This window comes from Pseudomonas viridiflava (assembly GCF_900602065.1).
GTDB lineage: Bacteria > Pseudomonadota > Gammaproteobacteria > Pseudomonadales > Pseudomonadaceae > Aquipseudomonas.
Genome location: NZ_UWFN01000265.1, coordinates 382,487 through 396,003 on the forward strand (window position 1 = coordinate 382,487; position 13,517 = coordinate 396,003).

14 protein-coding genes and 1 tRNA gene are annotated in these 13,517 nt (G+C 56.3%); 4 read left to right on the forward strand and 11 right to left on the reverse strand.

Going from position 1 to position 13,517, the window contains the following annotated elements:
- Positions 1-18: 18 nt before the first annotated feature.
- From yajC to queA, 3 genes are read right to left on the reverse strand one after another with little or no spacing between them, the layout of a single operon-like run.
- Positions 19-354, reverse strand: coding sequence for a preprotein translocase subunit YajC (gene yajC / locus EE949_RS16870; protein WP_032630903.1), 336 nt, complete (start codon positions 352-354; stop codon positions 19-21).
- Positions 355-405: 51 nt separating this feature from the next.
- Positions 406-1,521, reverse strand: a complete 1,116-nt coding sequence (gene tgt, locus EE949_RS16875; RefSeq protein WP_087264944.1) for a tRNA guanosine(34) transglycosylase Tgt — start codon at positions 1,519-1,521, stop codon at positions 406-408.
- Between the two features lie 14 nt (positions 1,522-1,535).
- A complete protein-coding gene (gene queA / locus EE949_RS16880) occupies positions 1,536-2,600 on the reverse strand; it encodes a tRNA preQ1(34) S-adenosylmethionine ribosyltransferase-isomerase QueA (RefSeq protein ID WP_122665313.1) in 1,065 nt (354 codons plus the stop codon).
- Between the two features lie 108 nt (positions 2,601-2,708).
- On the opposite strand from queA, the gene EE949_RS16885 reads away from it, so the two are divergent.
- Positions 2,709-2,793: transfer RNA gene (locus tag EE949_RS16885), tRNA-Leu, on the forward strand.
- A 180-nt stretch (positions 2,794-2,973) separates the two neighbouring features.
- Entirely contained in the window at positions 2,974-3,705 is a 732-nt protein-coding gene (locus EE949_RS16890) for a hypothetical protein (RefSeq protein ID WP_122665314.1), read from the forward strand.
- Positions 3,706-4,814: 1,109 nt separating this feature from the next.
- On the opposite strand, the gene EE949_RS16895 is transcribed toward EE949_RS16890, so the two are convergent.
- Complete coding sequence (locus EE949_RS16895) at positions 4,815-5,504, reverse strand: SOS response-associated peptidase family protein (RefSeq protein ID WP_122665315.1); 690 nt, start codon at positions 5,502-5,504, stop codon at positions 4,815-4,817.
- A 98-nt stretch (positions 5,505-5,602) separates the two neighbouring features.
- On the opposite strand from EE949_RS16895, the gene EE949_RS16900 reads away from it, so the two are divergent.
- Positions 5,603-6,034 (forward strand): LexA family protein, encoded by a 432-nt coding sequence (locus tag EE949_RS16900; RefSeq protein WP_122665316.1) that lies wholly within the window; start codon positions 5,603-5,605, stop codon positions 6,032-6,034.
- Positions 6,021-7,301, forward strand: a complete 1,281-nt coding sequence (locus tag EE949_RS16905) for a Y-family DNA polymerase (protein WP_122665317.1) — start codon at positions 6,021-6,023, stop codon at positions 7,299-7,301. The genes EE949_RS16900 and EE949_RS16905 overlap by 14 nt, the downstream gene beginning before the upstream one ends.
- 11 nt (positions 7,302-7,312) lie before the next feature.
- Here the strand turns inward: EE949_RS16905 and EE949_RS16910 are convergent, their stop codons facing one another.
- From EE949_RS16910 to EE949_RS16940, 7 genes are read right to left on the reverse strand one after another with little or no spacing between them, the layout of a single operon-like run.
- A complete protein-coding gene (locus EE949_RS16910; RefSeq protein WP_162874438.1) occupies positions 7,313-8,215 on the reverse strand; it encodes a hypothetical protein in 903 nt (300 codons plus the stop codon).
- A 30-nt stretch (positions 8,216-8,245) separates the two neighbouring features.
- Positions 8,246-9,232, reverse strand: coding sequence for a hypothetical protein (locus EE949_RS16915; RefSeq protein ID WP_122665319.1), 987 nt, complete (start codon positions 9,230-9,232; stop codon positions 8,246-8,248).
- Positions 9,205-9,915, reverse strand: a complete 711-nt coding sequence (locus EE949_RS16920) for a hypothetical protein (RefSeq protein ID WP_122665320.1) — start codon at positions 9,913-9,915, stop codon at positions 9,205-9,207. The genes EE949_RS16915 and EE949_RS16920 overlap by 28 nt, the downstream gene beginning before the upstream one ends.
- Complete coding sequence (locus tag EE949_RS16925) at positions 9,912-10,445, reverse strand: DNA-binding protein (RefSeq protein WP_122665321.1); 534 nt, start codon at positions 10,443-10,445, stop codon at positions 9,912-9,914. Before EE949_RS16925 ends, EE949_RS16920 begins: the two co-directional genes overlap by 4 nt.
- The gene (locus EE949_RS16930; RefSeq protein WP_122665322.1) at positions 10,442-11,368 is read right to left on the reverse strand and encodes a hypothetical protein; all 927 of its coding nucleotides are present in this window, start codon (positions 11,366-11,368) and stop codon (positions 10,442-10,444) included. The genes EE949_RS16925 and EE949_RS16930 overlap by 4 nt, the downstream gene beginning before the upstream one ends.
- Positions 11,365-11,931, reverse strand: a complete 567-nt coding sequence (locus EE949_RS16935) for a hypothetical protein (protein WP_122665323.1) — start codon at positions 11,929-11,931, stop codon at positions 11,365-11,367. The genes EE949_RS16930 and EE949_RS16935 overlap by 4 nt, the downstream gene beginning before the upstream one ends.
- 2 nt (positions 11,932-11,933) lie before the next feature.
- Complete coding sequence (locus EE949_RS16940) at positions 11,934-13,517, reverse strand: phage tail protein (protein WP_122665324.1); 1,584 nt, start codon at positions 13,515-13,517, stop codon at positions 11,934-11,936.

Here is a 13,517-nt window from a genome sequence, read left to right on the forward strand (position 1 = left end):
TTGGTAAAAGTCTGAATCTTAAATCGCTTTCAGGGTGCCCTTTGGCAGCGTGGCAGCAATAGCGCCCTTCTGCATTTTCAGCTCAACAGTGTCGGAAACTTCGATAACAACGAAGTCATCAGTCACTTTAGTGATCTTGCCAGCGATACCGCCGGTGGTAACCACTTCGTCGCCCTTCTGCAAGTTGCCCAGCAGGTTCTTCTGCTCTTTGGCGCGCTTGGCCTGTGGACGCCAGATCATCAGATAGAAGATGACCAGGAAGCCGACCAGGAAGATCCATTCAAAACCGCCACCCATAGGGCCAGCAGCAGGTGCAGCAGCGTCCGCGAAAGCGGGAGAGATGAAAAAGCTCATTTAGCACTCCAGTTGCATAATTAAGTAAAAAGCAGAAAAACTTGTTTTGACTCAGTCCATCGGCGGCGTTGGAATCCCGCGCTTGGCATAGAAGGCATCGACAAAGGCGGCCAATGTACCTTGTTGAATAGCCTCGCGCAAACCAGCCATAAGGCGCTGGTAATGCCGCAAATTGTGGATCGTATTCAGCATGCTTCCCAGCATTTCGCCGCACTTGTCCAGGTGATGCAGATAAGCGCGCGAGAAGTTCTGACAGGTGTAGCAATCGCAGGTCGGATCCAGAGGCGAATCATCGTGACGATGGAACGCGTTACGGATCTTCAATACACCTGTATCAATGAACAAATGACCGTTGCGGGCATTGCGGGTCGGCATCACGCAATCGAACATGTCGATTCCGCGGCGCACACCCTCAACCAGATCTTCAGGCTTGCCTACCCCCATAAGGTAACGAGGTTTTTCAGGAGGCATCAGGCCAGGCAGATAATCCAGCACCTTGATCATCTCGTGCTTGGGTTCGCCGACCGACAAACCGCCGATGGCCAGGCCATCAAAGCCGATCTGATCAAGGCCTTCCAGCGAACGCTTGCGCAGACTTTCATGCATGCCGCCCTGAACAATTCCGAACAGCGCGGCAGTGCTTTCGCCATGGGCGACTTTAGAGCGCTTGGCCCAGCGCAGCGACAACTCCATGGACACACGGGCAACGTCTTCGTCAGCCGGGTAAGGCGTGCATTCATCGAAAATCATCACGATGTCGGAGCCCAGATCACGCTGCACCTGCATCGACTCTTCCGGCCCCATGAATACCTTGGCGCCATCCACAGGAGAGGCGAAGGTCACGCCCTCCTCCTTGATCTTGCGCATCGCGCCCAGGCTGAACACCTGAAAGCCGCCCGAGTCAGTCAGAATCGGACCATTCCACTTCATGAAATCGTGCAAGTCACCGTGAGCCTTGATGACCTCGGTACCCGGACGCAGCCACAAGTGGAACGTGTTACCCAGAATGATTTGCGCGCCAGTGGCCTCGATGTCACGCGGCAGCATGCCCTTGACCGTGCCATAAGTGCCCACCGGCATGAACGCCGGTGTTTCCACCACGCCTCGCGGGAAGGTCAGACGACCACGACGCGCCTTGCCGTCAGTGGCCAACAACTCGAAAGACATACGACTGGTGCGGCTCATGCGTGATCCTCTGGGCCCGATGCCTTGGGAGCGGTCGGCGCGGGATTGCGGGTGATGAACATGGCATCACCGTAACTAAAGAAGCGGTAGCCGTTTTCCACCGCCGCCGCGTAGGCAGCCATGGTTTCGGGATAACCGGCGAATGCCGAAACCAGCATCAGCAGCGTGGATTCCGGCAAATGAAAGTTGGTCACCAGGGCATCGACCACATGGAAGGGACGCCCCGGAAAAATAAAGATGTCGGTGTCGCCACTGAACGGCTTCAACACACCGTCACGGGCAGCACTTTCCAGCGAACGCACGCTGGTCGTACCCACCGCAATCACCCGGCCGCCGCGTGCACGACATGCGGCCACTGCATCGACAACGTCCTGGCCGACTTCCAGCCACTCGCTGTGCATATGGTGATCTTCAAGCTTCTCGACCCGCACCGGCTGGAACGTACCCGCGCCCACGTGCAGGGTGACAAACGCCATCTCCACGCCTTTGGCTTGCATGGCATCCAGCAGCGGCTGATCGAAATGCAAACCCGCCGTCGGCGCAGCAACAGCACCGGCGCGCTGGGCGTAGACCGTCTGATAACGCTCGCGGTCGGCGCTGTCATCCGGTCTGTCTATATAAGGAGGCAGCGGCATGTGCCCGACACGCTCCAGCAGCGGCAAGACCGGCTCGCTGAAACGCAGTTCGAACAAGGTGTCATGGCGCACGACCATCTCGGCTTCGCCACCACCATCGATAACAATCATCGAACCTGGCTTTGGCGATTTGCTCGACCGCACATGGGCCAGCACGCTGTGCGTGTCCAGCACCCGCTCCACCAGAATCTCCAGCTTGCCGCCCGACGCCTTCTGGCCGAACAGCCGCGCCGGAATCACGCGGGTATTGTTGAACACCATCAAATCACCGGGGCGCACATGCTCCAGCAAATCGGAAAAATGTTCGTGAGCCAGCGCGCCCGTGACCCCGTCCAGGGTCAACAAACGACTGCTGCGGCGCTCGGCCAAAGGATGGCGAGCGATCAGGGAATCAGGGAGCTCGAAAGTAAAGTCAGCAACGCGCATGATGGAGTTCGTCTAGCAGGGCCGCGAAGTTTAGCGGAAAGAGACAAAATTGACCATGAAAGGTGATTGACCAACGGTAATACCGTCTGTAGACTTCGCCGCCATTGAGCCCTGATGGCGGAATTGGTAGACGCGGCGGATTCAAAATCCGTTTTCGAAAGAAGTGGGAGTTCGATTCTCCCTCGGGGCACCAGCTCAATAAAGAAAGGCCTTGATTTTCAAGGCCTTTTTTTTCGTCTGGCGTAAAAATGGCGTAACCCTAGAAAAATTTACTTAGCCCAATGCTGTCGCGGGTTAGGCGCTTGATGCTTCCGTGAACCACAACCCGCCAACGGATTTCCAATCCCATACGCTCAGAGATCGGAGCTTGACCATGGTCGACGCCAGGCAGCAATCCCCTTCGTTGATTGAGCTCGGTCAAGTGACAGCTGTGTCTGCACCGTTTGCGTATTTACTCGGCCAAAAACATGCCGCTGGATACTTTAACGAGCTCGGTTGCACATGGGTTGCAGACTATCTTACTTTTCAAGAAACCTTAACCTACGCCCTCCCTACATCACTATTGATCGTCACTGGCGCTGTTCTAGCTTATTTCTTGTTTTCACATAATGTATCGGTAAAAACCCAAGTTTCCTGCATTCTTGGAATTCCTCTATTAATAATCGCTGGCGCTTTTATACTCTCGTTCTTCACTACTATTTCAGTAACTAATGTATTTACACCGCTAGCGAATATTTGGCTTTGCATGCTCTTTGGATTTTACTCAGTTGAAGCCCTACATACTTACAACCTCCCGGATAGGAAGGGATTCGTAGAGGCTTCCGGCTGGGCGCTATCCTCTGCGTTCACCGTATTCACGTTGGCATCAGGAATAGGAAGCATGGTAGCCACCGCAGATTTGGATCGGATCGATGACCGCTTTCCGGTATTGACGGAGCCGGGATTATTTGGCTCTACAAAAGAAAGACGCTTGGTAGCGAAGGTAGGTGATAGATTTCTTATCATGGAGGGATCTACCGAGAAGCATGATTTTTATTTGAAATCTAATTTGGATAACTTTAAAATTCTGCCCATCCATAAAAAAACAAGTGAACACAACTTCTGAAACCTCCTTACTTCAACGTGCTGTAGCGTACAAAATCAAGAAGTTTGCAAACTACAATTTCCCACAAATGCGTAATTCACCTCATCACTCTGCTGCACTCCTGGGCATGTAGCCGTGCTTGCTTGAGTCCACCACTGCTAGACGCCGCAAGAGTGACCTTCAGAACGCGGGAGATGTACACGAATGGCCAGGCTGCCCCCTTCTATAGGAAACCGAATCCTAAAATCCGTGGGGGCCCAAAAAAATAGCGATATCTGTAATATGCCTGTCGAAAATTGGCTGTAACCCTTGCATTTCTGGGCTTTCAGCAATTCTGAAAAAGGCGATATTGAAGCGATACATTGGCTAGATTGTTACCTTTCTAAATAGCTATATTTACATTCCTTAAAACCCAATGAATCCGGGGGTTTGAGGAAAATATTACGTCTCATATCGCTTGATATTACTTCGCCATGTAATACCGGGAGACCACAGAAAACGTGGCCTGCAGCGCAGCTCGATGGGTCATATAGCCAATATCGCTGTTTTCAGAATTCCCCCCCTCTCCCCTGAGAACAAATCTCATCAAAACCCCGTTTTTCAAACGTCCGAAAGCGGCTCCCAAACGCAACAGAGCATGTGCAGCCCCGTGAAAACTGATTGCAGCCCCGATATCCGCTGCAGCCCACGGCCCGACTGACGCACACCGCTTAACGTCCCGCCCAGACTGATTGCAGTTCACCCGCACTTTCTGATCTATCAAGATTTTGAAAATGCACCGAAACCCACGGTTTTCAATTTTTCGTCCAATGAATCCGGGGGTATCAGCGTTTGGCCGTTTTCACCTGGTCAGCGCAGCGCTGTGCAACCGCGCTTCATTTCCTTACAAAACCTTTCACAAAATGAAATGGCCGATCGCCTGTAGAGGCCCACGGGCGGCGTGGGCTGGAGGTTGGTTTGCACTGCTCAAGGATTTGCACAAAAAAAGGACACAAAGCCCGTCGGCGGGAGGGGGATAAGTGCTTTTTCGGATGTTTTTTTGTTTCTCGGCGGGTTTTCCTCGCCCCAGTGCCGGAACACACAGCTCACGAGGGATCAGCCCAGTTTTCTGACCTGGTAGGATCGGCTTCCTAACTTAGAGGTGCTATCAGCTCAGGGCCTTGGTTCCTCACGTTCCCCACTGCCTTGCTCACTGAGTACCACTCGAAATCATCCACCGGCCTACAGCATTCCTTCGCGATCTCCGCTGCCCGTTCGGGTGACAGGTCAGGCTCAAGCCATTCGTTCGCGTATTCGGGTGTCAGCACAAGCGGACGCCGATCGTGAATGTCGACCATGCCCTCATCGCTGGCGGCGGTGATGATCACAAAACCATCCCCCTCGTGTGGCTCCAGGCCGAGCGTTACCTGAGCCAGCCCCCCATAAAACATCGGAGCCTTGCTTTTCAGCCTGATGAAGTAGGGCTGCTTTATCTTCGGGTCGTCAGGATCCTTGACCCATTCAAACCAACCGTTCGCGGGTACAAGCACACGACCATTCGGCCAGAGCTGCTTAAAGAACTTTCCCGTAGTGACCGTCTCTACCCTGGCATTGATTGGGTCAGGCCTTTTCCCCTTTGCCCAGAAAGGCGACCATCCCCAGCGGACCTTGTCCACGCTGAGGCCTTGTTCCAATCCACGGATGACCTCCACGCGGGTGCTCGGCGCGACGTTGTAGCGATCAATCGGCCACTCGTCATAGCCGTTGATCACAATCTGTTTTGAACCCAGCTCTTTAAGGTAGTGGGCCATGGGTTCGTAGATCGAATAGCGTCCGCACATGATGTCACCCGTCGAAATGTCCTACATATGAGATTGACCGCAAGCAGCCGAAATCGTTAACTGTACGTTCATACAGTATTTAGCGTTAGGTTAGCATCATGACCATCACCGTCCTTGGCCCAGTGTCTACTGGGGGCGAGAAGCTCCCGCTCTATTCTTTCCATGTGCCTGCGGGATTCCCGTCGCCGGCCGCCGATCACATCGAAAAGCATCTTTCCTTGGATGAGCTTTTCGACATTCGAGCGCCGCATGTGTACCTGGTTAAGATCGAGGGAGACAGCATGCAAGGGGCGGGCATTTATAGCGGTGACATCGTGATCGTTGATCGCAGCCTGTACGCAGAGCATGGCGATATCGTCATAGCAGCGCTCAACTCAGAGCCGGTGTGCAAGCGTCTGCATATGCGCGACAACGTGTGCATGCTCACCTCCGAAAACACCAAATACCCGCCACGGCATGTGATGGAATGCGACGAGTTGGTGATCTGGGGCGTTGTGAAATACAGCGTGCGCGATCATGACAATTCGTGAGCCTGTCTTCGCCCTGGTCGATTGCAACAGCTTCTACGCCAGTTGCGAGCGCGTATTCAGGCCCGATCTGGCGAAAACGCCAATCGTGGTGCTGAGCAATAACGATGGTTGTGTGATCGCACGCAGCTACGACGCCAAGCCGTTTGTGAAGATGGGCGCACCCTACTTCCAAATCAAGGACGCGCTGCGGCAGCACGGTGTCCAAGCCTTCAGCAGCAACTACGCGTTGTATGGCGATATCAGCGAGCGGGTCATGACTGTCATCGAGTCCATGGTGCCCGCCGTGGAGGTGTACAGCATCGACGAAGCGTTTTGCGACCTCACCGGCATGCCCGGCGACCTGACAGCATTTGGCCGAACGATCCGTACCGCAGTGCACCGATCAACCGGTATTCCGGTCGGTGTAGGCATTGGCCCCACCAAAACGCTGGCTAAGCTGGCCAACCACACAGCCAAACGACTGCAGTCCTACACGGGCGGAGTAGTGGATATCTGCGATCCCCATAAGCGCGCCTGGGTGCTGCGAAACACTGCCGTGTCAGAGGTCTGGGGTGTGGGTCGCAAGATGAAGGCCCATTTGGAAGCGATGAATATCCTTACCGCTATGGACTTGGCCAAAGCCGACCCTACGGTACTTGGGAAGAAATTCAGTGTGGTTATCGAGAAGACGGTCCGTGAACTTTCCGGGGTCAGCTGCCTGGAGCTGGGCGAAGCGGAACCGCCAAAGCAGGAGATCTGCAGCAGCCGGATGTTCGGCAAGCGCTTGACCACCATTGAGCCTATAAAAGAGGCGGTGGCGACGTACGTTCAGCGCGCAGCGGAAAAGCTGCGGGCGCAGAACTCGCTTTGCAAGAAGATCAGGGTCAGCATCCGGACTGGCATGTTCAACCCTGACGAGGCGAAGTACGCCAACGGGGCCTTGGTTGAGTTGCCATATCCCACGAATGACGTCCGGCTGATGACCAAGGCTGCGACCGAGGCAGTAAATCGACTGTTCCGACCTGGCTTCAAATACAGCAAGGCCGAAGTTCTGCTGATGGATTTACGGCAGCCAGGCGAATTCACTGATGACCTCTTCGCGTCCTGCCAGCCACAGGCAGCAGAGAAAGTGATGGGCGTTCTAGACGAAATAAATTCTAGGTGGGGCAGAGGTACGCTCCGAATAGCAACTGTCCCGACTAACCCCGACTGGGGAATGAGGCGGGACATGATGAGTCAAAGCTACACAACTAAAATTGACCAGTTATGGACCGTCAAATGCACATAACCAAGACGCATTCATTGTGGCGCCTCCTCAATATCGCTATTAATCCACTCAAAGATACCAGCTACGTGGCATAACAGGGAGAAAGCTTTCAAACTGTTGCGCTCGGTCGCGTAATATAAGTCGATGCCGTGGAGTGTTGTATTTCTATTCAATCCTGAGTAGTTATTATCACTCCGAAGCTTTGGCCCCCAGCCAATAGGTAGATCACCACTCAACTGAGCCCACGCGGCATCATCCGATAAGTTCAGCCAGTTCCCATTCGTATCGATTAACGCACGCTGCTGAGCTGCATACTTTGTGATAGGGTCTTTTCTTTCACTAAAAAGCTCACTGGAAGTGAAGTCCCTTAGTACCCCTTCAGCCTGTGACAAAAAAACCGGAACGGACAATGCATATTCTCCCCGGTTGTGCGCAGCCGCTGCAGGAAGTACAGCGAAGGATCGAGCGGGGAACATAGAAGCTATTCGTTCCACAAGATAAGGCATCATGTCTCGATAAGCCTCTGCGTATGCGGACTCAATGAGTTTTTCACGTTCAGCCGCATCCTCAATACCATCAGCTACAAACGGCAACTCTTCCCATGTTCTAAAATCAAAAAGCATGCTGGAAAACCAGCTAAATGAGGCTGCCTCTCTCAGATTCTCAGCCATTTGTGGATATTTTTCGGATCTAACCTCGTTAGCACGCCGCATGAGTTCAATCGTGTTAGTAAGCAGAGAAATGTTCTTGAAAACAGGGATATTTATCTTTGAATTAATAAAATCCATTTTAGAACGAAACTTTGAGATTGTTTCCTGCAACGCTAGTATCCCTGGACTTTGAAGTGCGGAAATCCAAGCAGGTCCTGGTGTGGACGAGATTTTAGGTTGATCTTCATTAGTATTAAGTCCAGCAACATCCTTGCTAGCTGTCATTGAGTACACCTCTTGATTACAGACTTTGCTCTAAACACCAGACATGGTTATAGCGGCAAGCTTGGTTAAAAGCAAAGAGGAAGTTTCTGCAGATTTTATAAACATTGAGGCGTCAGCGACAGATGGGGCTGGCCCTGGCAGATGCGTATGGGTGGATAGTTGCATATTCATCTGCTCGATGAGGTCCAGCACATCACAAAGGACCTGCAGCACGTTAACGCTTTGTGATCCTAGCCAAGTTTTCGGGGCCTGCAGGTGCTGACTGCTGCCAGCCACGCTTCGGCGTAAGCCCTCGATCCGCTCCTGCATGTCGCCACCAACCGTGGCGTTGTGCTTCTGCCCCACCACCAGGTTGAGATCACGGCCGGTCGCTTGGTGCAGATCGTCAACCGCTGCCAGGCTCGCGGATCCGGCTGACAAAAGCTTGAGCGCGCCCATCGCCTCGATTTTCTTGATGCCGCCCACTGACTCGATGGAATGGTCGTCCACTGTCCTGGTGTGGTTCTGGAAGCTCTCGGTGTTGTCCAGGGCTTCCACTTCGCGCTCGATGGCCTTGTCCTGGATCTTGCCGTCCGTTTGGCGCAGCCAGTTGCCATCGGCGTCGACGCGCTGCTGGCAGGCTTCGCTGTGTTGCCAGACCTGATCGCCCTTCGGTACCCGGGGCAGGCTCAGGCCGTGCGGCAGGATCTGCGTGATAAAAGGCTTGGTCGGCAGACCGTAGGCAAAGCTGATCACCACGGTGGTACCCTCCTCCGGAAAGCCAAACATGCCAGCTTCCTGGCCGCCCATGGGCGCAGGCAGCGGCACGCTGGTCAGTACCGGTAGATCCGGATCCGGCTCGCCACTGGGCAGCAGCACCTCAACGTCGACGCCAAAGCGCGGGCGGAAATCGTCGCACAGTCCTTGCGCCGCTGGGGCGTCCGGTACCGCGACCACACGGCCAAAGCGCGGCAGGTGATAGCCGCCGGTAAGTTCGGGGAACTGGCGCTCTACAGCGCGGCGGATTGCGTCTTCCATTTGATTGCCATCTGACTGCCGGCAAGGGTCACACTGGTGATCCGCTCGCCCTGGTTGAATGATGCGCCCGGGCGCAGACCTGGTAAGGCTGCGATCATTGCGCTCTGATTGCCCTGGTAACCGTTGAACAGTTCGGTGGGCAGCTGCAGCGGCGATCGGGTACCGAAGAAGCTATCGGCCCAACTGCCCACGAACACCTCACCGTCGCCCTGCTGCTGCCAGATAAAGTCGGAGATCCCGAATACGCCGGCCATGCTTTGCATTGCCTGGTATCCGGCAGCCAGGCTGTAGAAATAAGGCACCTTGACCCGGGCGTAGGCCTGGCCCGGAACACGAAAGCGCAGACCGGTCTTGGTGCTGACCTCCTCGAGCACGGCCTGCAGGTGAACGTGACGCAGGTTCATGGGCAGCGGCTTGGCAAGGATCGCGGCCAGCTCTCGGCAGAACAGCACCTGCTCGGTGCCGTTAGCGGCGGTCGAGGTTTCCACGTAGCCTATGAAATGGCGCTGCAGTAGGCTGTCGTTGTAACCCACGTCCAGGGTGACCAGGCCTTTCAGCGCAGCCGCTGCCTGAACGGTGAACGTCGCACGCCCCGGGCCAGCCAGCTCAAGGCGTACGTCATCTTTCACCAGGGGATACACCGCCCCCCCGATCGTCAGCACCTTGTGCAGTTTCATGCTCATGAGGTGCCGCCCAGGTAGTTGTCCAGTTTCTTCAAGGTGGCTTCAAAGCCGGTCAGCGGCGTGCCCGTCCCGCTCCCATCTTCGCTGGCCACGCCAGTGCCCGCGGCTGATTGCGCTGTGGTGCCGTTGGCCGCTCGGCGCTGCTCGACCTTCTCCGGGTTCGACTGCTTTTCGGTCAAGGTGAACTGGACCGACCAGGAGGCGAGCGTGTCGTCTTCCCGGGCGCTCACGCCCTCGGTGAACTGCACCTGGCGCATGCCAAAGGCCGACGCCGTGTCGTTCACGATCCGGTAGGTTTTGAGCTCACCGCCACTGGCGGTGGCTTCTGCCAGGCGCATCAGGGTTTTCAGTTGGACCGCGTCAACAAACGCGATTTGCAGGGAGACGGCCAGCGTCTTGGGCTTGAAGCCCTTGTGCGCCTTTTCGCTGCCGCTGGTTTGGCCCGACAGATCCTCGCTTTCAATACGCAGGTTTGCCGTGACCTTCATGCGTTTGCCCAGCACCTGCTGGCCATCGAGCAATAACGTCATAGGCCCACCAGTTCACGAACAAAGCTCAGCCCCTGGAGCGAGCCGACCAGCATTGCGCCGCTGGACAGTACCCATTCATGCCCCGGGGCGTCGTCATCCTCCAGCAGCGCCTTGCGCAGCTCGGCCGGCGTACCTGGTCCCAACAGGCGTGCGCGCATGGTGGTGTCCTCGACACCGCCGGCCAGCAACGCCTTGAGGTCGTCCAGCTTCTGGTCACTCCCCTGCTGCTGCGCTGCCTTGCGTGTTGCCAGCGCAGCGAGATCGCCCAGGGGCGAACTGTCTGCCGCGTAGCTTTCCAGCGTGGCCAACTGACTGGACATGGCCTGTTTGGCTGCCTTGAGCACGGTGCAGCGCTCCAGGGGCAGACTGGCCCAGCGTGGCAACGGCCCGGCGCTGGGCATCACCCACTTTTCTGCCTCGAGCGTGGACAGGTGCTGTGCGCGCCGTTCGGCCCGCACCAGGTCAGGAACCGGCATCAACGCATTGAACCGGGACAAGGTGCTGGCCAGCTGGCCGTAGTTGGTGCCCAGGAACAGGATCGACAATGCGTATTGCGGCTCGGTCGGACGAGCATCGTCCGTGCTGTCGGTGAGTTTGTCGGCCATCACCTGCAGCAAATTGGGCGCGGACAGGAAACGCTGGCTGCCCTGCCCCTGGCCGATACCCGATTGAAACGGCGTCACGGTAATGCACGCCGGCGCTTCGCCCAGTTGGCTGGCCATCGCATCGCGACCGGCAGCGATCACGCCCTGGGCGGCCGCACCGACCGGACCTGGGCTGGTGGTGGCCAACCCATCCAGCCCCGCCAAGCGTAGCGCCGTGCTGGCCAGCTCACCGCCGGCCAGATCCTTGGCGGCGGTCAGTTCGCCCATCCATTGGGTGGCCTGCTCGGGCCAGCGCATGGTCACTGGTGCCCAGTTCATAGCGACTCAAACTCCCAGACCACAGCGGCGATCGCGGACAGATCGAGCGCTGCCAGTGCGCTGTCCAAAACCTGTTTGAGTCCATTGGCCTTCTGCAGCAGCTGCAACTTGAGTTTGATGAAGTCGTCACCCACTTGCTGCAGCTGCGCGGCGGTGTGATCCCGGAAGACCTTCACGCCCTGATCATCACGGCAGGGATAGGCGCTGTCAGTGTTTGCCTGGATGATGCCGGTCAGATTCAACTGGTCCTCTAGCTGGCTGTCGTAGAAATAAGGCGTTCCAAGGGCAGAGGACCAAAAGCCGGCAGTGATCTGCGCTTCACAGGCCGCGTTAATTTCTTGGACTTTCTCGTTGTAGCTGGTGGTCGCCACCTCTTCAACGGCTGTCTCAGCACGGCCCACAATGGCGGGGCGACCCGTCTTTGGGTCAGGCTGCAGCGTGCTGCCCCTGCTCTCAGCCTGCAAAAGCTCCGTATGGCGGGCTGCAGTGATGATTTGATCACCACCCTCCAGGCTAAAGGCGAATCGCTGGTCAGCGTCAATCCAAGTCGCATACATGGTCATAGTCAGATTCCGAAGGCGAACCAGGGGATGTCGCCGATTGAGGTGTTGGTGTCTTGGTCGCCGGCAACTTCAAAGCCGGTCAAGGTGTGGTCAGGCTTGATCACAGTTGCAACGGCACCTGAAATCACAGTGCTGCGGCTGATCACAGTATTGATGTGGAAAACCTCACTGGTGAAGGCGATCGGGAATGTCACGGCATAGAACGACTGATTCAGACCCACCGACTCCAGACGCCCCCAGACCAGTTTCAAACTGAGCATCCAAGTGGGGAAAATGATGTATTTAACGCCCTTCACCAGCCCCCACCGAAGCTTCTTCGAGGTGATATAAGCGGTGTCATCCTCTCCGGTATTGACCTGCAGCTGGGTGGCAACTTTTGCTCCCCCCGAGACGACTTCGGTCGCCTGAGCCGCTGCTGCAGTGAGTTTCACATCGGTCGAACCATCGAACAGGACCTCACCCGTAACGGCGCCGTCCAAAGTGATCTTGCGAGCGGTGCCAAGTTTCGCGGCTTTACCGACCTCGGTAATGCCGGAAATGATTTTTTCAATAACAGTTCCGATCGCTGTGCCCAAAGACTTGACCGCCTTGGTCGTGGCCAGGATCTCGCTGCTGTTTTTTTCCGCGTCGTCGCTGATCGCGTTGGGGATGTTGCCCAGCTTCACGTCTTCCTTGGTGGTTGCACGAGCGCGTAAGGCAGCGTAATCGCCGGTACGCAGCGCAAATTGTTGCACCAGGGGGCCGTTGATTGCCTCTACTGATCGAAGGTCAGCGACCACACCGCCAACGGTGACCGTGGCGATCGGTACGCAGTAGTGCTTTGCGCCGAGTGTGTCCGTGTAATCCACCTTGTCAGCACCGAAAACCATCTTCCAGGTGGGCACTACATCATTCAGCTCACGCTGCAGTACTACGTCCAGCCAGACCTGTGCCGGCAGTGCGGCAACTGCGACCGGCAGCGCTGCTGCCAGCACCAGACGAATACCTTCGATGTACGCGGTACCGGGCTTGAGCTGATAGGCAGTCCCGACCTTTTCCAGCTGCAGCGAGCTGCTGAAGAAACAGGCGCGCCCGTACACGTCGCGGTTGCTCACGCGCTCACGCTCATCAATGCCAGCCAAGCGCACAGTGAAGTCGTGCTGCCAAGTGCTGGCGTCGATCGTGATGCCGGTGAGCGCCTGGGCACCGTCGAAGGCCACCAGGAAGTTACGGGTCACGTTGTTGCCGATCTGCAGCGGCGGAATGTTGCGGCGCTTCTGCTGCAGCGGCACATAGGACACCGCGAACAACACGCCCTCGTCGCTTTCTAGACCGATCCAGTTGAAGTCCCAATCGCCGACGTCGGACCCCAGTTGGGAGCTGTACACCACCTGGTTGGGATTCACATAGCCCGCGTTTTCGTCGGGCAATGGGTAGGTGTAGACGATCTGTGCGGCCGTTGGCTTGGCGGCTGCCCGATCGACCACCGCGTTAGCGTCCAGCCCGGGGACGTTGGCAAACAGGAAGCGCGCAATGCGCAGCGCCTCTTTGGCACCTTGTTTTTGGGCAATCAGGTTTTCACCTGCAAGGGTAATGCTGGCTCCCAT